At 63.2% G+C, this 16476-nt stretch carries 21 protein-coding genes and 2 tRNA genes; 17 read left to right on the top strand and 6 right to left on the bottom strand.

Going from position 1 to position 16476, the window contains the following annotated elements:
• Positions 1-451 precede the first annotated feature (451 nt).
• Together AB7F41_RS07080 and murJ are read left to right on the top strand one after the other, a co-directional pair.
• A complete protein-coding gene (locus tag AB7F41_RS07080) occupies positions 452-868 on the top strand; it encodes a hypothetical protein (protein WP_428384079.1) in 417 nt (138 codons plus the stop codon).
• Positions 869-909: 41 nt separating this feature from the next.
• Positions 910-2439 carry a murein biosynthesis integral membrane protein MurJ gene (gene murJ, locus AB7F41_RS07075; RefSeq protein WP_428384081.1) on the top strand — a complete coding sequence of 510 codons (1530 nt, stop codon included), beginning with the start codon at positions 910-912 and terminating at the stop codon, positions 2437-2439.
• Positions 2440-2442: 3 nt separating this feature from the next.
• Here murJ and AB7F41_RS07070 read toward each other — a convergent pair whose 3' ends face one another.
• From AB7F41_RS07070 to AB7F41_RS07060, 3 genes are all read right to left on the bottom strand, one after another.
• The gene (locus AB7F41_RS07070; protein ID WP_428384083.1) at positions 2443-2823 is read right to left on the bottom strand and encodes a DUF2267 domain-containing protein; all 381 of its coding nucleotides are present in this window, start codon (positions 2821-2823) and stop codon (positions 2443-2445) included.
• Positions 2824-2980: 157 nt separating this feature from the next.
• The gene (locus AB7F41_RS07065; protein WP_428384085.1) at positions 2981-3412 is read right to left on the bottom strand and encodes a hypothetical protein; all 432 of its coding nucleotides are present in this window, start codon (positions 3410-3412) and stop codon (positions 2981-2983) included.
• An 81-nt stretch (positions 3413-3493) separates the two neighbouring features.
• Positions 3494-4726 (bottom strand): aspartate kinase, encoded by a 1233-nt coding sequence (locus AB7F41_RS07060; protein WP_428384086.1) that lies wholly within the window; start codon positions 4724-4726, stop codon positions 3494-3496.
• Between the two features lie 165 nt (positions 4727-4891).
• On the opposite strand from AB7F41_RS07060, the gene ubiG reads away from it, so the two are divergent.
• Positions 4892-5713, top strand: a complete 822-nt coding sequence (gene ubiG / locus AB7F41_RS07055; RefSeq protein ID WP_428384088.1) for a bifunctional 2-polyprenyl-6-hydroxyphenol methylase/3-demethylubiquinol 3-O-methyltransferase UbiG — start codon at positions 4892-4894, stop codon at positions 5711-5713.
• Between the two features lie 77 nt (positions 5714-5790).
• Positions 5791-6438 (top strand): invasion associated locus B family protein, encoded by a 648-nt coding sequence (locus tag AB7F41_RS07050; protein WP_428384090.1) that lies wholly within the window; start codon positions 5791-5793, stop codon positions 6436-6438.
• Here the strand turns inward: AB7F41_RS07050 and AB7F41_RS07045 are convergent, their stop codons facing one another.
• Entirely contained in the window at positions 6439-6987 is a 549-nt protein-coding gene (locus AB7F41_RS07045) for a cupin domain-containing protein (RefSeq protein ID WP_428384092.1), read from the bottom strand.
• A 230-nt stretch (positions 6988-7217) separates the two neighbouring features.
• On the opposite strand from AB7F41_RS07045, the gene AB7F41_RS07040 reads away from it, so the two are divergent.
• The 9 genes from AB7F41_RS07040 to AB7F41_RS07000 all read left to right on the top strand — a co-directional run bounded on the left by AB7F41_RS07040 (position 7218) and on the right by AB7F41_RS07000 (position 12200).
• Positions 7218-7382, top strand: a complete 165-nt coding sequence (locus tag AB7F41_RS07040; protein ID WP_428384094.1) for a hypothetical protein — start codon at positions 7218-7220, stop codon at positions 7380-7382.
• A gap of 134 nt (positions 7383-7516) precedes the next feature.
• A tRNA-Gly gene (locus tag AB7F41_RS07035) sits at positions 7517-7591 on the top strand.
• 49 nt (positions 7592-7640) lie between these two features.
• Entirely contained in the window at positions 7641-8507 is an 867-nt protein-coding gene (locus AB7F41_RS07030; protein WP_428406496.1) for a 4-(cytidine 5'-diphospho)-2-C-methyl-D-erythritol kinase, read from the top strand.
• The gene (locus tag AB7F41_RS07025; RefSeq protein WP_428406495.1) at positions 8504-9310 is read left to right on the top strand and encodes a TrmH family RNA methyltransferase; all 807 of its coding nucleotides are present in this window, start codon (positions 8504-8506) and stop codon (positions 9308-9310) included. The genes AB7F41_RS07030 and AB7F41_RS07025 overlap by 4 nt, the downstream gene beginning before the upstream one ends.
• A gap of 100 nt (positions 9311-9410) precedes the next feature.
• Positions 9411-9486 (top strand) — tRNA-Thr (locus AB7F41_RS07020).
• A gap of 612 nt (positions 9487-10098) precedes the next feature.
• Positions 10099-10224 (top strand): hypothetical protein, encoded by a 126-nt coding sequence (locus AB7F41_RS07015; protein WP_428384007.1) that lies wholly within the window; start codon positions 10099-10101, stop codon positions 10222-10224.
• 158 nt (positions 10225-10382) lie between these two features.
• Positions 10383-10709 (top strand): PepSY domain-containing protein, encoded by a 327-nt coding sequence (locus tag AB7F41_RS07010; protein WP_428384006.1) that lies wholly within the window; start codon positions 10383-10385, stop codon positions 10707-10709.
• Positions 10710-10941: 232 nt separating this feature from the next.
• Positions 10942-11547: a hypothetical protein gene (locus AB7F41_RS07005; RefSeq protein ID WP_428384005.1), complete on the top strand. Its 606-nt coding sequence runs from the start codon at positions 10942-10944 to the stop codon at positions 11545-11547.
• 95 nt (positions 11548-11642) lie between these two features.
• Positions 11643-12200 carry a hypothetical protein gene (locus AB7F41_RS07000; protein WP_428384003.1) on the top strand — a complete coding sequence of 186 codons (558 nt, stop codon included), beginning with the start codon at positions 11643-11645 and terminating at the stop codon, positions 12198-12200.
• A gap of 54 nt (positions 12201-12254) precedes the next feature.
• On the opposite strand, the gene AB7F41_RS06995 is transcribed toward AB7F41_RS07000, so the two are convergent.
• Both AB7F41_RS06995 and AB7F41_RS06990 read right to left on the bottom strand, forming a co-directional pair.
• Entirely contained in the window at positions 12255-12581 is a 327-nt protein-coding gene (locus AB7F41_RS06995) for a hypothetical protein (protein ID WP_428384001.1), read from the bottom strand.
• Between the two features lie 355 nt (positions 12582-12936).
• The gene (locus AB7F41_RS06990; protein ID WP_428384000.1) at positions 12937-13140 is read right to left on the bottom strand and encodes a hypothetical protein; all 204 of its coding nucleotides are present in this window, start codon (positions 13138-13140) and stop codon (positions 12937-12939) included.
• A gap of 354 nt (positions 13141-13494) precedes the next feature.
• Between AB7F41_RS06990 and AB7F41_RS06985 the strand changes: the two genes are divergently transcribed.
• From AB7F41_RS06985 to AB7F41_RS06970, 4 genes are all read left to right on the top strand, one after another.
• Entirely contained in the window at positions 13495-13908 is a 414-nt protein-coding gene (locus AB7F41_RS06985; RefSeq protein ID WP_428383998.1) for a hypothetical protein, read from the top strand.
• Positions 13909-14078: 170 nt separating this feature from the next.
• The gene (locus tag AB7F41_RS06980; protein WP_428383996.1) at positions 14079-14963 is read left to right on the top strand and encodes a hypothetical protein; all 885 of its coding nucleotides are present in this window, start codon (positions 14079-14081) and stop codon (positions 14961-14963) included.
• A gap of 350 nt (positions 14964-15313) precedes the next feature.
• Positions 15314-15697, top strand: coding sequence for a hypothetical protein (locus AB7F41_RS06975; protein ID WP_428383995.1), 384 nt, complete (start codon positions 15314-15316; stop codon positions 15695-15697).
• Positions 15698-16045: 348 nt separating this feature from the next.
• The gene (locus tag AB7F41_RS06970; RefSeq protein ID WP_428383993.1) at positions 16046-16318 is read left to right on the top strand and encodes a hypothetical protein; all 273 of its coding nucleotides are present in this window, start codon (positions 16046-16048) and stop codon (positions 16316-16318) included.
• Positions 16319-16476 lie beyond the last annotated feature (158 nt).

The raw sequence follows: 16476 nt of genomic DNA, 5'->3' as shown, positions 1-16476 counted from the left end.
CCTCCGCGCCGTCCGCGATTTGAGCCTATGCTACGCCTGTCGATCCCATGCTGCGCAAATAAATATTGGTTGAAATCGCGCCATGAACAGTCCCGACATGAACAGTCCCGACATGGCGGTCGTGATCCCGGCGTTCAACGAAGCGCCGAATCTTTGGGAATTAGACTCGCCATTTCAGCCTTCACGCGCGCCATGGCGGCCTATTGTGGCGCCCGCACCACGCTGTTTGGCGTCGATACGCCGGGCTGATTTCGCTCGGTGCGCTCGAGGAGTATGTCGCGCGCATCTTGAATGAGGTAAAGGGAGGCCGCTCGATCTTATCGCCGAGCGGCTGGACGGCGACGAGACTGAGAACGATGCGGCTGTTGGCCCTCGACGCGTTCACGCCGAACGAGCCGCCAACGGCCCGTCATCGTCCCGACTATGCATTGATGAGACGAGACCTGACTTCATGAGCACCTCCGCCGAACGTTCGCCATTACGCGGCCGAAACCTCATCATCGCGGCGGCGCTCATCGCGCTGTTCGCCGCCTTTGGCGCGCGCATATGGCGCTTCGCGGCGTCCCCCGGCGTGCCGGCCCTTATCGAGGGACTGCCGGAGTCCAAAACCGAAGCCGACCAGAAGCTCTTCCAGGCCCGGCTGACGCAGCGCTACCATCCGGGCTCGACGGAAGTCGAGGATCTGATCAATGAATTGCGGAGCGATGGTTTCACCGTCGACGCCGATAAGGACGTCGCGACCTACGAACGCCAGGCGGATATTTCCGACAAGTGCCGGCGCAGCGCCAATATTCAGTGGTCCCGCGGAGAGGGCGATGAACTCGCCACGATTACAGGCGGCTATTACCTGCACTGCCCGCAACACTGATAAGAGCGCAGGCTTGACCGAAACCTGCTAGGACGATTGCGATGATTCGCAATCTGCTCTCGGTCGGCGGCTTCACCCTGCTCTCGCGCGTGACGGGCTTTCTGTCGCTCGCGATGCAGTCGGCGATCATGGGCGCCGGCGCCGTGTCCGACGCGTTTTTCATTGCGCAGCGCCTGCCCAACAGTTTTCGTTCGATCTTCGGCGAAGGCGCGTTCAACGCCGCCTTCGTCCCCTCCTATTCGATGGCGATCGAGCAGGAAGGCGACGCGGCGGCGGAGGAATTCGCCGGAGAAGTCTATACGCTGCTCCTCGCCTCGCAGATCATCCTGCTCGTGATCGTCTGGACGCTTACGCCGCAATTCGTCTCGCTGCTCGCGCCAGGTCTCGACGACCGCCCGGAAAAATTCGCGCTGGCGGTCAATCTGACGCGCATCACCTTTCCCTATCTGCTGTTCATCACGCTGTTCGTCCTGCACATGGGCGCGCTCAACGCGCACGGACGTTTCGCGCTTCCGGCCTTCGCGCCCAATCTGATGAATCTTACCGTGATGGCGGCGCTCGCCGTCGCCTTTCTCTTCCCCAACGCCGGCTATGCGGCGAGTTGGGGCATTACGGTCTCCGGCGTCCTGGAGCTCGGATTGCTGATGTGGCAGGCGCGCCGCATCGGCGTTCTGAAACGCTTGCGCATGCCGCACTGGCCGCGCGTGCGCGACTTCTTCATTCGCCTGGGTCCGGCGATCATCGGCTCCGCCAGCCCGCAGATCGCCGTGCTCGCCGATACGATTCTCTCCTCGATGCTGCCGGACGGCGGCGTATCGTCGATTTCCTACGCGGAACGCCTCTACCAGCTTCCTGTCGGCGTCATCGGCATCGCCGCCGGCACCGTGCTGTTGCCGGAAATGAGCCGCCGGCTTGCCGCTGGCGACGAGGCGGGCGCGCATCATGCGCAAAGCCGAACCATGGCGCTCACCGTCGCGCTCGCGGCGCCGTTCTTCATCGCCTTCGACACGATCCCGGAGCTGATCGTCGCCGGGCTCTTTCAGCGCGGCAGATTCTCGGCGGGCGACGCCTATGCGGCGGGCGACGTGCTCGCCGCCTATGGCGCAGGTCTGATGGCGCTCGTGCTGATCGCTTCGGCGCGCGCGAGTTTCCAGGCGCGCGGCGACACACGGACGCCGATGCTCATTGCGCTTGCGGCGCTCGCCGCGAATGTCGCCCTGAAGATCGTGCTGTTTGGACCGCTCGGCGCCGTCGGACTCGCGACGGCCACGTCGGTCGGACTGTGGATCAATCTTGCCGCGCTTGTCGGACTCGCGCTCTCGCAAGACTGGATGCGCTTCGACGCCATTTTCGTGAAGACGCTCGGCGCAACATTTGTCGCCTGCGCCTTTCTGACGGCCGTCGCCATGTTCGGCCGGTCCGCGGCGCTGGCGCTCGGCGCGCATTTCGGCGTCCTCGCCAATCTCGTCGCGCTGGCGGCGCTCGGCGTCGCCGGCGCGCTCGTCTACGCCGGCGCGCTCTTGGGCGCGTTGCGCGCCTGCGGCGTGACGATCGCCAGCCTCAGGCGATGAACGTCAGACGAATTGCGCCAGACCCGGGATCGAATCGACGATCTCACGCAGCTTTTCGGGGCCGATTTTAGCTTCGGCATAGCCGAATATCTCGTGACCCAAGGCGGGAATCTGGCCCATTTCGACGCCGGCGCCGCTGAGCTTGGCGCCGAGCCCCATCAGTCCGCCCATGCCGCCCATCAACCCGCCGAGCCCGCCGCCGGTCCCTGCCGATTCGGCGGATTCGATGGCCTCGCGTGCGCCGGGGAGCTCGTCGAGCAGTTCAGCGACCGCGCCGTCGGGCGATTCCTTTTGCAGAAAACCCAGGACGAGGCCCACCGCGGTCCTGGCGACCTCCGCGTCAACGCCAAGCGCCGCCGAGACGCGCGCCACCAGTTCATCCATGAGGGCCTCCCCTTCGCCAAGCTAAAAGCGCCAGACTGTCGCCGCGACCGGGAGGAAAATCAAGCGCGCCGATACGCTTTGGCGGCTACGCCAAATCACGCTGTTTGCGGCCGCGCAAAGGCGGCTGACGCGCGCTTGGCGCGCGCCAGCGGACCCCCTACGCCTGTTTGCGCAGATCGGTCGCCGTGTCGGTGCGCTCCCGAAGCGACTGCATGATGTTCATGATCTTCTCCGCGCCTTCGGGGCCGAGAAGTTTCTCCGCGCGTTTCACGACGTGCTGCACCAAAACGTCGGTTTGCGCTTCGCTCACGCCAAGCTTTTCGAGCTGTCCGGCGAGAATGTTCACATCGGCGCGGCCGCGGCCGACCAAGCTCGTAAAGCCTTCGATGACCTGTGTGACGCCGCCATCGCCGACCGACTGGGCGGCCTCGATGTCTCGCTCAGAGCCCGGCAGTTTGCCGATCATTGTCGCCACATTGCCGGTCTTGTCCTCGTCGCGCAAAAAAAGCAGCACCAGGCCGATCGCCGCTCTGGCGACCGTCGGATCGAGCTTGGTCTCGTCGATGATGTTCTTGGTGAGTTCTTCCATCGGACATCCTCCCTGCAACCGGTTGCGGTTGCGGTAAAGATGTCGCGGCAATGCCCCGCTTCAAGCGTAGCTGTAACCGAACTAGGCGGCGTCCAGGCCGTAGAGCGAATGTAGCGTCCGGACGGCGAGTTCCGTATAGGCCTCGTCGATCAGCACGGAAAATTTGATCTCCGACGTCGTGATGGCGCGAATATTGACCCCCTTTTGCGACAGGGCGCGAAACGCCTGGGCGGCGACGCCGGCGTGGCTGCGCATGCCGATGCCGATCGCGGAAATCTTGGCGACGTCCTTCTGGCCGGTCATGGTCGCGAAGCCGACCTGGTCCTTGACCTTTTCTATGATCGCGAAGGCGCGTTCATAGTCGGCCGCGCCGACGGTAAAGGTCATATCGGTCATCCCGTCTTCGGAGACGACCTGCACGATCATGTCGACATTGATCCCGGCCTCGGCCAGCGGCATGAACACCGCGGCGGCGACGCCCGGCTTGTCGGCGACGCCGCGGAGCGTGATCTGCGCTTCGTCGCGCGAGAAGGCGATGCCTGTGACGACCTGGGCTTCCACGATGTCCTCCTCGTTGCAGATCAGCGTTCCCGGCCCCGGATTTTCCGGATCGTCGAACGAAGAGCGCACATAGGTCGGCACGCCATGCACCATGGCGACCTCGACGGAGCGCACCTGCAGCACCTTGGCGCCGAGCGACGCCATTTCCAGCATTTCTTCAAAGGCGATCTTGTCCATGCGCCGGGCCTTCGGCACGACGCGCGGATCGGTCGTGTAAACGCCATCGACGTCCGTATAGATGTCGCAGCGATTGGCTCTGACCGCCGCCGCGATCGCGACGGCGCTCGTGTCCGAGCCGCCGCGTCCGAGCGTCGTGATCCGTCCCGATTCCCGGTGCACGCCCTGAAACCCCGCGACGACGGCGACTTCGCCGCGGCAGAAGCCTTCGACGATGCCCGAACCGTCGATGGCTTCGATACGCGCCGCGCCATGCGTCGCATTGGTGTGAATGGGCGCCTGCCAGCCGAGCCAGGAACGCGCCGGGATGCCAGCCTTCTGCAGCGCAATCGCGAGCAGTCCCGCCGTGACCTGTTCTCCGGAGGCGACGACGACGTCATATTCGCGCTGGTCGTAAAGCGGCGCGGCCTCCCTGCACCAGCCGACAAGCTCGTTGGTCTTGCCGGCCATCGCCGAGACCACCACGGCGACCTCATGCCCCGCATCCACCTCGCGCTTTACATGACGCGCGACATTGTGAATGCGTTCGACAGTGGCGACCGACGTGCCGCCGAATTTCATGACCAGGCGTGACATTAAGACCGGGAAATAGGCGAGACGCTCGCGTCTCGCAGGAAGCGGCGCTATATGTGTCCGCGTCGGCGGGCCTGTCAACGGCGGCTCCGTCAACGCTATTGTGCGCAAGCTCCTCGACTGTCGAGACGCGCGCTTCCGGCGCGCCTCAGGGCGAGGCGTTTTCGCATGATTCCGCTGACCTCACTCGATTTCTCCGCATCTTCGCGAGGCTCCTTCTTGCCCGAACATTCCACTCCCCACTCCGCCAGCGTCGACCCCGAGGACGTTGCGCGCTTCAACCGCCTGGCCGAGCTGTGGTGGGACAAGAACGGCAAAATGGGGATTCTCCATGAGATCAATCCCGTTCGAGTCGCCTATGTCCGCGATCACGTGCGCCGCTTCATCCGGCATGACGCGAGGGCGTTGAACGCCCCCGGAGACCGGCCGCTGGAGGGCGTGCGCATCGCCGATATCGGCTGCGGCGGCGGTATCTTGAGCGAGTCGCTGGCGCAGCTTGGCGCGCGCGTCACCGGCGTCGACCCGGCGCCCAATAATATCGCGATCGCCAGGAGCCACGCCGAAACGGCCGGACTGGACATCGACTACCGCAACATCACCGCCGAGGATCTCGCCGCCGCCGGCGAGCAATTCGACGCGGTGACGGCGCTCGAAGTCATCGAGCATGTTGAAGGGCCTCGGGAGTTCGTCGCCATGCTCGGGCGGCTGCTGAAGCCCGGCGGGCTCCTCTTTCTGGCGACCATAGACCGGACGACGAAGAGCTATCTCCTGGCGATCGTCGCGGCCGAATATGTTCTCGGCTGGGTGCCGAAGGGCACGCATAACCACGATAAATTCATCCGCCCCGACGAACTCTCGTCCTGGGTGCGTCAGGCCGGCATGCGGGAGATCGATCGCGCCGGAATGAGTCTGCAGCCGTTGACCAGAAGCTGGCGCAAAAGCCACGACACTGATGTTAATTATTTGATGGCGGCCAGGAAAGACGACTAGCGATCGGGGCGCGTAAAGACCGCGAACAGGCGTGAAGGTCTTGTTCGCGCCCGCCGCCGCCGGTAAAATCTGAGCCTATGCTCAGAGAATCCCGCACGCGCTTCGCGTTTTCCACCGCTCTCGCCGTCGCCGGTCTGGCCGCGGCCTTCGCTTTGACCCCCGCTGAAGCCAAGCCGAAGTCCGGCGAAGAGAAGCCGGCGGAGGATGCAGGCGGCAAGGCCAACAAGCGAAAATCGACAAAAAACGAGAAAGCCGAGAAACCGTCCGACAAAGGCGCGAGCAGCAAGCCGGAGCAGCTCGGCAGCTACGGAGAATGGGGCGCATACGCCGCTCAGAATGGGCGCACCCGGACCTGTTACGCGCTCGGACAACCGAAGGAGCGGGCGCCGAAGGCGAAGCTCAAGGACTCCGTCGCCTATATTTTTATCTCCAGCCGTCCGGCCGAGAATGTTCACAACGAGGTGGCGATCAATCTAGGCTATCCGACCAAGGACGGATCGGCCGCGACCGCCGATATCGACGGCAACAGCTATGAGCTGATCACCAAGGGGACGAACGCCTGGGTGAAGGATCAGTCGCGGGAGCGCGAATTCGTGGGCGCGATGCGGGGCGGCGCCAAGCTCGTCGTGAAGGCGTCCTCATCGAGGGGAACGAATACGACCGACAGCTATTCGCTCAAGGGATTGTCCGACGCGCTCGCCCGCGCCGTTCAGGAGTGCAAATAGCTATCGTGGGCCGCGCGCGGCGGGCGGAACGTCTCTGATCGACGCCTCGATCGACCGAATCTCCGCCGCCGCGTCAGGAAATTTTATCGCCAGTCGATCGAGATCGCCGATCTCGACGTCCTGCGGCGTGACCCCGGGCCATTCGGTGCTGGCGCCGAAAAACCAGCGCCCGCCGTCCACAAGCCGCGCCGTGTGAAACGTGTCGCCGGGAATGAACAGCTGAACGCGCTGGCCCGCGCGCAGATCCGGCCCGACCACGACGCGCTCGGTCGCGCCGTCGCCGTGAAGCATGAACAGCTCCAGCGGATCGCCGAGATAATAATGATACAGCTGGTCGTTGCGGATCCGGTGCAGTCGGACCGGCGCATGCGGCGTCACCAGGAAATAAAGCGCCGAACCGACCGGCCCGCTGCGCGCGAAAGGCGCCGGCAGGGCGTCGGCCCCGAAGGACAGTTTGCTCGTATAGGCGACGCGTACGAAGCCGCATGTCGCGTTGGGTTCGAGCGCAAGCAGATCAATGATCTCTTCATAGCTGAGCGCGGCCGTCATTGCTGGCTCCTGGATCCAAAAAGAATAAACATCATGATACCAAGTATTTGACCAAATGAAATACTGTCTGTGGTCCTTGTTCCTCAAGCTTTCTCCCGCAAACTACGCCTAGCCATGGCAGTCCCCCTGTAGCTGTCCTGGTGGACGGCGGCGGATTCATCGCTGCATCACCCCGCCGCCGTCCCGATCCTTCCGGCGCAGGCCGGACAACATGAAAACGGGAGAGGCAAATGGCCGTAAACGTTCACGATGGCGAGGTCGGCAAGATCCTCGTGTATCTGGTCGGATTCACCGCATTCGTCGTCGTCGCTCTGACTTGGGTGCCGCATTGGATTTCGCCTGACACCGCGAATATTACGGGAAACACCGGCAGCACGGCGCGCATGATCCAATGACCGGACGACGCTCCGGGAGCCGTTCCCTTCCGGGGCGTCGATCAGGGCGATTAGGCCAGTTGCAAAGCAAATTTGTTTCCGGCATAACGACGCCCGCGACGGTTCGGCGACAATGCTCTGCCGGCGCGACGGATGCGGGTGTAGCTCAGGGGTAGAGCACAACCTTGCCAAGGTTGGGGTCGAGGGTTCGAATCCCTTCGCCCGCTCCAGATCAAAGGGCTCCGCTCATTCGCCCCCACGTGCGGAGACCGGGGTTAGATGCTGACGACGCGCGCCCCCGCGAAAATCAATCTTACGCTTCATGTCCTTGGCCGTCGGCAAGACGGCTACCACGAACTCGAAAGCCTCGTGGCCTTTTCCGGCGCCGGCGACACCTTGTCCTTAACGCCGGACGAGACGCTGTCGCTCGATGTCGCCGGACCGACCGCATCGGCCGCGGGCGCCGGCGCCGACAATCTCGTGCTGCGCGCCGCCCAACGGCTGGCGGAAGACGTCAAAGGCCTGCGACTGGGACGCTTCCGGCTCGAAAAGCGCCTGCCCGTGGCTGCGGGCATCGGCGGCGGATCATCGGACGCCGCCGCCGCGCTGCGCCTGCTAGCCAGGGCGAATGGCCTCGCCGCCGACGATCCTCGCCTGACCGCGGTCGCGCGCGCCGTCGGTTCCGACGTGCCGGTCTGTCTCGATCCGCGCGCGCGCATGATGCGAGGCGCAGGCGAAAGCCTCGGCGCGCCGATTCGCCTTCCGCTGCTGCCGTCCGTGCTGATCAACCCCGGCGTTCCCGTCGCCACGGCGCCGGTGTTCGCCGCGCTCGGACTGCAGCCGGGCGCGTCGCGCAAGGGCGCCGGACATTGCGACATCGACGCCCGACCGGGCGCAGAGGAGCTTCTTGCGGCGCTCAGGAAAGGCCGCAACGACCTCGAGGACGCCGCCTGTCTGCAGGCGCCTGTCATCGTCGACGCGCTCGCCATTCTGCGCGCGGCGCGCGGCTGTCGACTGGCGCGCATGTCCGGCTCTGGCGCAACCTGCTTCGCCGTGTTTGCGACCCGGCGCGACGCAGTCCGCGCCGCCCGCGTCATCCGCGCCCAGCATCCCGAATGGTGGGTCAATACGGCCGTGCTGAGATGAGCCGCCGGCCGCCGAAAGACCGCAGCGCGCAGGAGAAGGGTCGCCGCGCCCCAGTCGCGTCGGAGGCGCGCGGGCCGTTCCGTCCCGCCTCGCCCGACCTCGTAATTCTCTACGGCGCACATGCCGTGCGCGCCGCGCTGACGGGACGCAAACGCAAGCTGCTGACGCTGTACGCGACCGAAACCGCGTTGCCGAGAATCAACGACCTTGCGCAGGCGGCGGGTCTCGCGCAGCGTCTCGTCGACGCCCGCGACCTTGAGCGGCGGCTCGGTCCGGACGCCGTGCATCAGGGTCTGATGCTCGAGGCGCGTCCGCTGCCGCACGCCGAGATCTCCGACATCGTCGCCGTCAGCGGCGTGGTGCTCGCGCTCGACCAGATCACCGATCCGCACAATGTCGGCGCGATCCTGCGCACCGCCTGCGCGTTCAACGTCGACGCGGTGATCGTCACCGAACGTCACAGTCCGGAATTTTCCGGCGCGCTCGCCAAAGCGGCGTCGGGCGCGCTCGAGTACGTGACGATCGTTTCCGTCGTCAATCTCGCGCGCGCCCTCGATGACCTCGCCGCACGCGGCTATGCGCGCGTCGGCCTCGATTCGGAAGGCGCCGAGTCGCTCTCGACGATTGCGCTGTCAAAGCCGCTGGTGCTGGCGCTCGGCGCAGAGGGCAAGGGACTGCGGCGACTGACGCGCGAGCGCTGCGACGCCGTCGCGCGGCTCGAACTTCCGGGGCCGATCAAGAGCCTGAATGTGTCGAACGCCTGCGCCGCCGCCTTGAGCGTGGTGACGATGCGGCTCGCGTGAGGCGTCAGGCGCGCTGGCGTCAGGGGCGTGGCCTGGGATTGACCTCTCCATCGGCTTCGACGCATAGAAGGTCGCGCGACGCGCCCGAGTGACGCTATGGGCCGGTTTAGCTCAGCTGGTAGAGCAACTGATTTGTAATCAGTAGGTCGCGGGTTCGAATCCTGCAACCGGCACCAGAAAAATCAGCACGTTCTGAAAAAAGTCCGCCGGCTGAGACGGGTGTCGTGCCCACCAACGCTGGGGACAACAAACGTTGAGTAGTTCGTTGTCAGGCCATCCCCGCGCGAAAAAGCCCGGTCGTCGTCGGCAAAGGCATTGGCTCGGCCGCGGCTGCGAACTATTGATGAGGGCCTTTTCACAACAGGAAATAGGGAGGTTCGCATGGCGTGCGTTAAAAAGGCTGGGTTGGTAATCGGTCTGGTGCTCGGCTCTGCTCTCATTGCTCAAGCAGCGAGAGCCCAAGATCCTATTTCCGAGCTTGCCTCTGGAGTGAATCGTGCAGGCGCCGAGGCGGGCGAAGCAGTTACGAATGTGCTGAACAAAGTGACGGGGAAGACGACGGCCAGGCCTGTCGCGCCTTCCCCAGCGCCCGCACTGGCGAGGTCGGCTCGCATAGTCCATCACCACCATCATCACCACCACCACCACCATCATTCGTGAATCGGGCGGCGGAGTTCTCGGCTCCGCCAGTTCGATGCGGAAAATCCGCCCCGCCGATTAGGCGCGGCGTGAAGCGAAGGCGTCCCCGCCCTACGCCCGACCTATCCGCAGGGCGGCTGCATCCTACGTTGGCGAAGATGCCAGCGACGTCGCGGCTGGCCTATGTCTATTTCGAGGACGGTCCGGGCCGCCAGAGGCTCGTCAATCGCCTATCCGGCGCCGACGCGAAGGCCGCCGCGCAGACGATCGCGTAAGCGCCGAGCGCAAAGGCCAAGGGGCTGCGCAAAGTTTCACCGCAATAGCGTTTATGTACGCCTTCGCCACTTCTTCCCTTTGCATTCCCGGAGCGGGGTCCGCTATCCTTGCTCTCGCAGCTTCCGTAATGAAATTGACATTGCCCTATGGAGCAGAAATGACAATCCGCAGAAGGCTTTTTGCAGCCGTGTCGATCGTTGCGATCGGACTTGCGTCCGGCGCGGTTCTGGCTGACCCGCTCGACGATATTCTCTATCCGGCCGACTCCAACGGCGTGCTTCCCGTCGAGCGGATTCTCGATCAGGCTCGGAACGCGGTCGCCGGAACCGTTCTCGAAATCGAGCTGGAGCGCGAACACGGCAGGCTCGTCTACGAGGTTCTGATCCTGACCGCCGACAACAGAAAGATCGAGATCGAATACGATGCCAGAACCGGCGCGGAGCTCTCTCGCGAGGTCAAGAAAGCCAGGTCGAGAAGAGGCTAGCAGTCTTCTTTCGCCGCATATGGAACGCCCCGCGCGTCAATGTAACGCGCGGGGCGTTTTGCGTTTCAACCAAGCTTTGCCGTAAGTATATCTGCTTGTCCCTTAATTATTATTCTTAAAAATACAAGAGCGGCAAAATGCCGCCTAAGAATTCGCAATCCCTAAATTACATCCGCGATCATGTCTCGCCACAAGCGCTGGCGGGAGGACTTGACACGTAGAGGGGATAAAGATGAGTTTCTGTACGCTCAAACGCGCGTTCGTGGGCGTTGCTCTCGCCGCCGCCAGCTTCTTCCCGGCGACCGGCGCCGAAGCCCATGGCGGCGTCAAGCTCGAGCAGGACGAATGCGTTCTCAGAATCGGTCCGAACACCATGCACTTCATCGGCTATCAGCGCACCGGCGAAGAGCAGGAATTCTGCGAGGACATCGCCCAGACCGGACCGACGGTGATTGCGCTCACGGCTGTTTCGCCCGATCTGCGCGACATGGCCATTGGCATTCGCGTCGTTAAAGACGTGGGCGAAGAGAAAGAGAAAGCCGACATCGACGCCGCAACCGTCGCTTACTATCCGCCGAAAGTTTATCGCAACGGCACGATGACCTTCGAACACGACTTCAAGGAGGCGGGTCGTTACGTCGGCATCGTTACGGTGAGCGACGATCTCGGCAATCAATGGGTGTCGCGCTTTCCGTTCACCGTCGGCGTCTTCACCTTCATGGGCTACATTGAATATATCCTCTATGGCGTGGGCTTTACCGCGCTGTGCGCCGGGCTCTGGTTCTATCTGGGACGCAGCGGCCGCAGGGCGCCTGTCGCGGCGGCAAGAAGCGTCTGACCCGCAACGCCAATCTTCGAAACGCTTGTTCGCAAATCTGCCGGTCCGGCGCACGCCGGATCGGCGCCTCATCTGAACGACCGCAGGAGTTGTCCATGCGCGCGTTATTGCCTGCTCTGATTTCGGCGCTCTGTGTGATTTCCGTTTCGACGGCCGCGCCCGCCGCGGCGTCTCAGGACGCCGACGAGGCCGAGTTGCTGAAACATTACGAGAAGGTCGACGTCTGGCATTTTCCCGTCGACTACACGGTCGCCTACAATGATCGCGACGTGGTCGTCACGCGCGAGATGGTGGCGCAGCCGGCGCCGGCCGGAAAGCTCTGCTACATCCGCTTCGATCTGCTGCGCGGCGAAGGCGATTACGCCTATGGCTTCAAACCGCCGCGGCTCGGCGAGGCGCGGCCGGACGCCTGGGGCGTCTTCGTTCACAAGCGCGGCACGGTGCTCAACCAGGCGCGCTCGGCGCTCAAGATGAATGTCGTCTATTTTTACGTCGACGGCCCCAAGGACGACGCGCATGCAAAGCCCGACATTTGCGCGCAAATGCAGGCGGCGCAGACTCCGCAGGCCGGCCATGGCTACACGGCCGACGAATGGTCCGATCTCATCGTGCGCGCCCGCCTCATCCACGGCTGGCCCGCGCCAGCGCATTAGGCGCGCGCCAGACGTCCGGCGTTGCGGTCTGGAGCAAGGACAATCGCGGCAGGATTATTTGCCGAACTTCCAACATTTCTTGAGAGGCTTGACGAAACTCTTGCCGTCTTCCGGCGATTGCGGCGTCTCTGTGCAGGATTCGTCGGTCTGTGGTTGCAGCCCGCCTTCTCGCAGGCATCGTTCGACATATTCTCCAATCGCCACGTGCTTTTTTTCGTCCGTGAGAGTCGAATCCGTCATGGCGTAGTGCGCTGACATCTGGCAGTCGGTAATTAAACGTCCAAGCGCTTCATCTTGTTTGTCACCGCTGCCGCAGGCGGAGAGCGAAAGCGCGCTCGATATGAGAATAAAGCCATATATTCGGACTGGCTTAGGATACATGCCACCCTCCCGGATTTTTTTCTGGTCCCCAATTTTCAGGGGCAACGGCGGAATTTACTTTAGAATGTTGCAACTCCGCCGCAAGAACTTTGCGCCGCGCCCTGGTCCCCGTAGCGTCTGTTGGCAGGCCGACGCGTGCGCGCGCCCCTTCGACAGGCTTGCGCAAAGGAATGCCCTGGCGTCGTCGGCGCCCAGCCTGACGAAGCTTCACATCCTGTCCAAAGGCTCAAAAGCTCTGCTTGATGGAGGGATCGTTTTTCAGGGGCGCGAGCGCGCCCGAAGGCGATGCGTCCCGCGCCGCCCTGCAGGGCCGATCGCTCGACCTGAACGACGCGCCGCTGGTCCGTTCAGCCGGTCATTGCTTGCTCGGGTTTTGCTCATCCGCGGCGCCGGTCGTATCTGAGACCGCCTTCGACTCCGCGCCTGGTTCCGTTTCTGACGCTCGGACGTCTTCATAGGGGACGAATTCTTCAGCGCCGCCGCTTTCGATCTTCTGCGGATATTGTCCGCGAAGAAACGCGAGAAAATCCATCAGCGCGGTGAATTTGAGATCGATCATCTACGGAGCCCCGCACAATCCAGCAATGGTTCGAATTTTTCCGTGACGTTCCGATGTCAGCTTTCCAAAACCTTTTGCGGCATTCGCCGCAAGTTCATTTCAAGGCTGATCGTCCGGCCCGAAATGAAAGAAGGCGATCTCGGCGACGGCAGTCGCAAGAGCAGGCGCAGGAGCGATCCTGAGAGCCCTCCCTGCCCGGCCACGGCAACGCAGCCTTCCCCGAGAGTTTTTCTCCCCGACGCAATCAATGATATCACGGGCGGCCACGCCGGCCGTGTAATATGAGCAAGGCTGGCGATGATGAGAGCACGGCGGCCTCCGGCCCGACTGGCGCGCAATGTCGAAAGGAACGTCATGAGGATTTCGCTGAACAGCGCGCGTCCCGCGGTTTCAGCAGCGCGCCGGCGCGGACATGGCGGCGCGCTCGCCATAGCCATCTTCGCCGCCGCCCTCTCCAGCGCCGCCGATGCGCGAGACAGGCGCCCGATTCCTCAGCCTTCTCCAGCTGACGCCGCTTCCGCGCCGCCCGTCGATCGATGCGGGCACCCCATCGTCACCGACAATATCGGAAAACCATATATCGACCCTGTTTGCATCGCGCTCTCCGATCACCTGCAACCGCCGCTCTACATTCCCGCACCGGAGTGCAACAGAGGCGTTGCGCCCTATGATTCGAGCTGTTTCTTCGAAAGGCTCTTTACCGTCATGACGGCATCGCCCGGCCCTCGGCCGCTTGCCGGGCCGCCGGCCCCCTATCCGGTTAAATAATCGTAATCATTTTCCGTCTCGTGCCGACTAACACGCGAGCGCCAAAGCGTTTTCAGCAGCGCGCGCGTCGTCGGGAGAGCGTCGCCGTTTGCGGTCCATTGACGATATTTCGCCGCGATTCAGGCGCATGCGTTTAAGCTTCCGCCATCAGAAAGGTGGGATTCTTACGCATGAACGACCTCATCATTCCGCCGGAACCGCCGCAGCCGAAAAAGATCGACGCGCCGTCGAAAGTGCCGGTGGAAATCGTCATCGATCGCCGCGGACGCCGGCCGCTCCGCTATGGTCTGATCGCCGCCTTCATTGGCCTTGCCGGAGTCGCCGCCACGCATTTTTATCCGGCTGACAGTTCCAAAGGAACGGCGCCCCGAAAAGCTGAGGCGCAGGCGCCTCAGCAGGTCGCGGCGCCGGCGCTGGACGAAGCAACGAAGCGACGAGTCGCAGCGCTTCAAGACCAAGTCCAGGAGCTGCGCACAAAACTCGACGCCGTTGAGAAACGCCAACAGGCCGAACGCGCCAGCGCCCCGCCGCCTGCGGCTGTACCCAAAACGCCGGCTGAGAGCCCGGCGGCGGAAGCGTCCGTGACGCAACATGCGTCCGAGAAGCCGGATGCGAAGCCTGCGCGCGCCGCCAAGAGCAACGCCGCCAAGACTGACGTCGCCAAGACTGACGCCGCCAAGAACGAAAACGCCAAGAACGAGAGCGTCAAGAGCGCGAGCGCCAAGAACGAAGCCGCCTCGGTGCAGGCCGTGCCGCCCGCCCCGAGGGTCGTGAGCGGTTACAGGGTGCGCGACGTTTATCACGGCGCTGCGCTGATCGAATCCGCCAGGGGCATGATCGGCGTCGAACCCGGCGAGTTCGTGCCGGGCGTCGGACGCGTCATCGCCATTCAGGAGCGCGGCGGCCGCTGGGTCGTGATCACGGAAAGCGGTGAAATTTCAGGGAACGCGCGCGGGCCATCACACGCGCAGGCGCCGCGCAGGCGCCAGTTCGCGCGCGAACTCGACGGCTTCATGCCGGGCCCCTTCGCGCCGCCGCTGTTCCCTCCCTACTGATCGATTCATCGGCGCACAGTCCGGGACGAAGGCGTGGCGCCGCCCTCAGGGCGGCGCCGGTTGAATTTGCCGAACGCGCGCGCCCCCGGCGCGGAAACGCGCGGGGCGCTTCAGAGGCGAAGCGCCGCGAACGCTCTCCAGGCGAATCTGCGATTGTCGTAGGCTCGGACGCGCGCGAGGCGCGCCACGCTCTATATTGGCGTTGACGCGCAAAGATCGGAGAGATCTGCGCCGGACGCTTGCGCGCTTGATTGCAGCAACGCCTTGCCATGCCATTCAAGTCGGCGCACGATCGCCGCAAGCGACGTCGAAGGCGATTTCGAACGCCCGCGCGCCGCAGGAGAATCACAATGAAAAAGGCCACTTTGACGCTAGCGAAGAAAGCCGCCATGACGCTGGCTTCAATTAGCGCAGCCTTGAGTTTGACGTCGCAGAGCGTCGTTGCAGGAGGGATGAGCGCCAACAATCTCATGCTGCCGACAAAAGACGTCGCGCTCAGATGCACGCCGCTGCGCTACGCCATACATTGTTCGATTTCATTGAGGGCAAATCCTGAATACAGCTCCTTTTGCTTCTATGTTGCGAATGGTCGCTCCTATCCGATGAAGACCGATTACAGATTTGGTTTTTATAACGGCATCGTGAGCATCCATCTCAATAACACATTGCGCGTGACGGCTGACCTGAAGGACTTGAGAACGGGCGCCCGTGCGCGCTGTTTCGAGGTTGGATGACCCGGCGCTCTGCAGAAGGCGACAGGCTGTAGGAGCCTATCTCCGCAAGATTCGCATTGCCGCGCGCGAAGGCTCAGACGCACGCGTAACGATGCCCTCGCAAAGCGGCGGCGCGACGCGCCCATGCCTATTGGGGAAGGTCGCGGCAATAGTCGAGACACACTGTAGTAAATTGCTCCAGCCCCAGTTCTGCTAGGCAAGGCGCGCACTTTGATCGTGCATAGAGCGGCAGGCGCTGCTTCCAAGCGGCATGCGTCTGCCGCCACCTTAGGGCGGGTTCTCCGCCCGCCCCTTTTTTCCTGGCGAAGGCCCGCTCGACAGCGCGCCGGTCAAGGCTGAGGAAAGCCAATGCTCGAACTGCAGGATTTTATATTCGGCGAGGACGATGTGCAGGCCAGGCATTATCACGACGGCCGCTCTTACTATTTTTGGGAAGCGCGCCATCACTGGGCGCCGATCAATGTTTATGTCAGTCGCATGGCGATGCATGAAAAATTGGGACTGTCCGCGATGGAGGATCGCGAATGTCTGCTGAGATCACGCCAAAAAATTCAGGAGGCCGCCAACAGAAAATGGCGGCCTGGAGACGATCGGGTTTTTCTCGAGGCCAATGATTTTTGATCGCTTGCGCGAAGCGCATAAAAGTCGGTCAAACGCAAAACGCCCCGCCTTTACATCCGAGGTCGGGGCGTTCGCTTGAGACGGCGAACCGTCAACTATTTGTTCTTACAGGCGGGATATGGCGCGGTCATGACGTCGGCCGCATTCTGCGCGCGCGT

This window comes from Methylocystis sp. (genome assembly GCF_050251305.1).
Classification (GTDB): Bacteria; Pseudomonadota; Alphaproteobacteria; order Rhizobiales; family Beijerinckiaceae; genus Methylocystis.
Note: the sequence above shows the minus strand (reverse complement) of the source record. Positions and strands in the feature narration are given on the sequence as shown.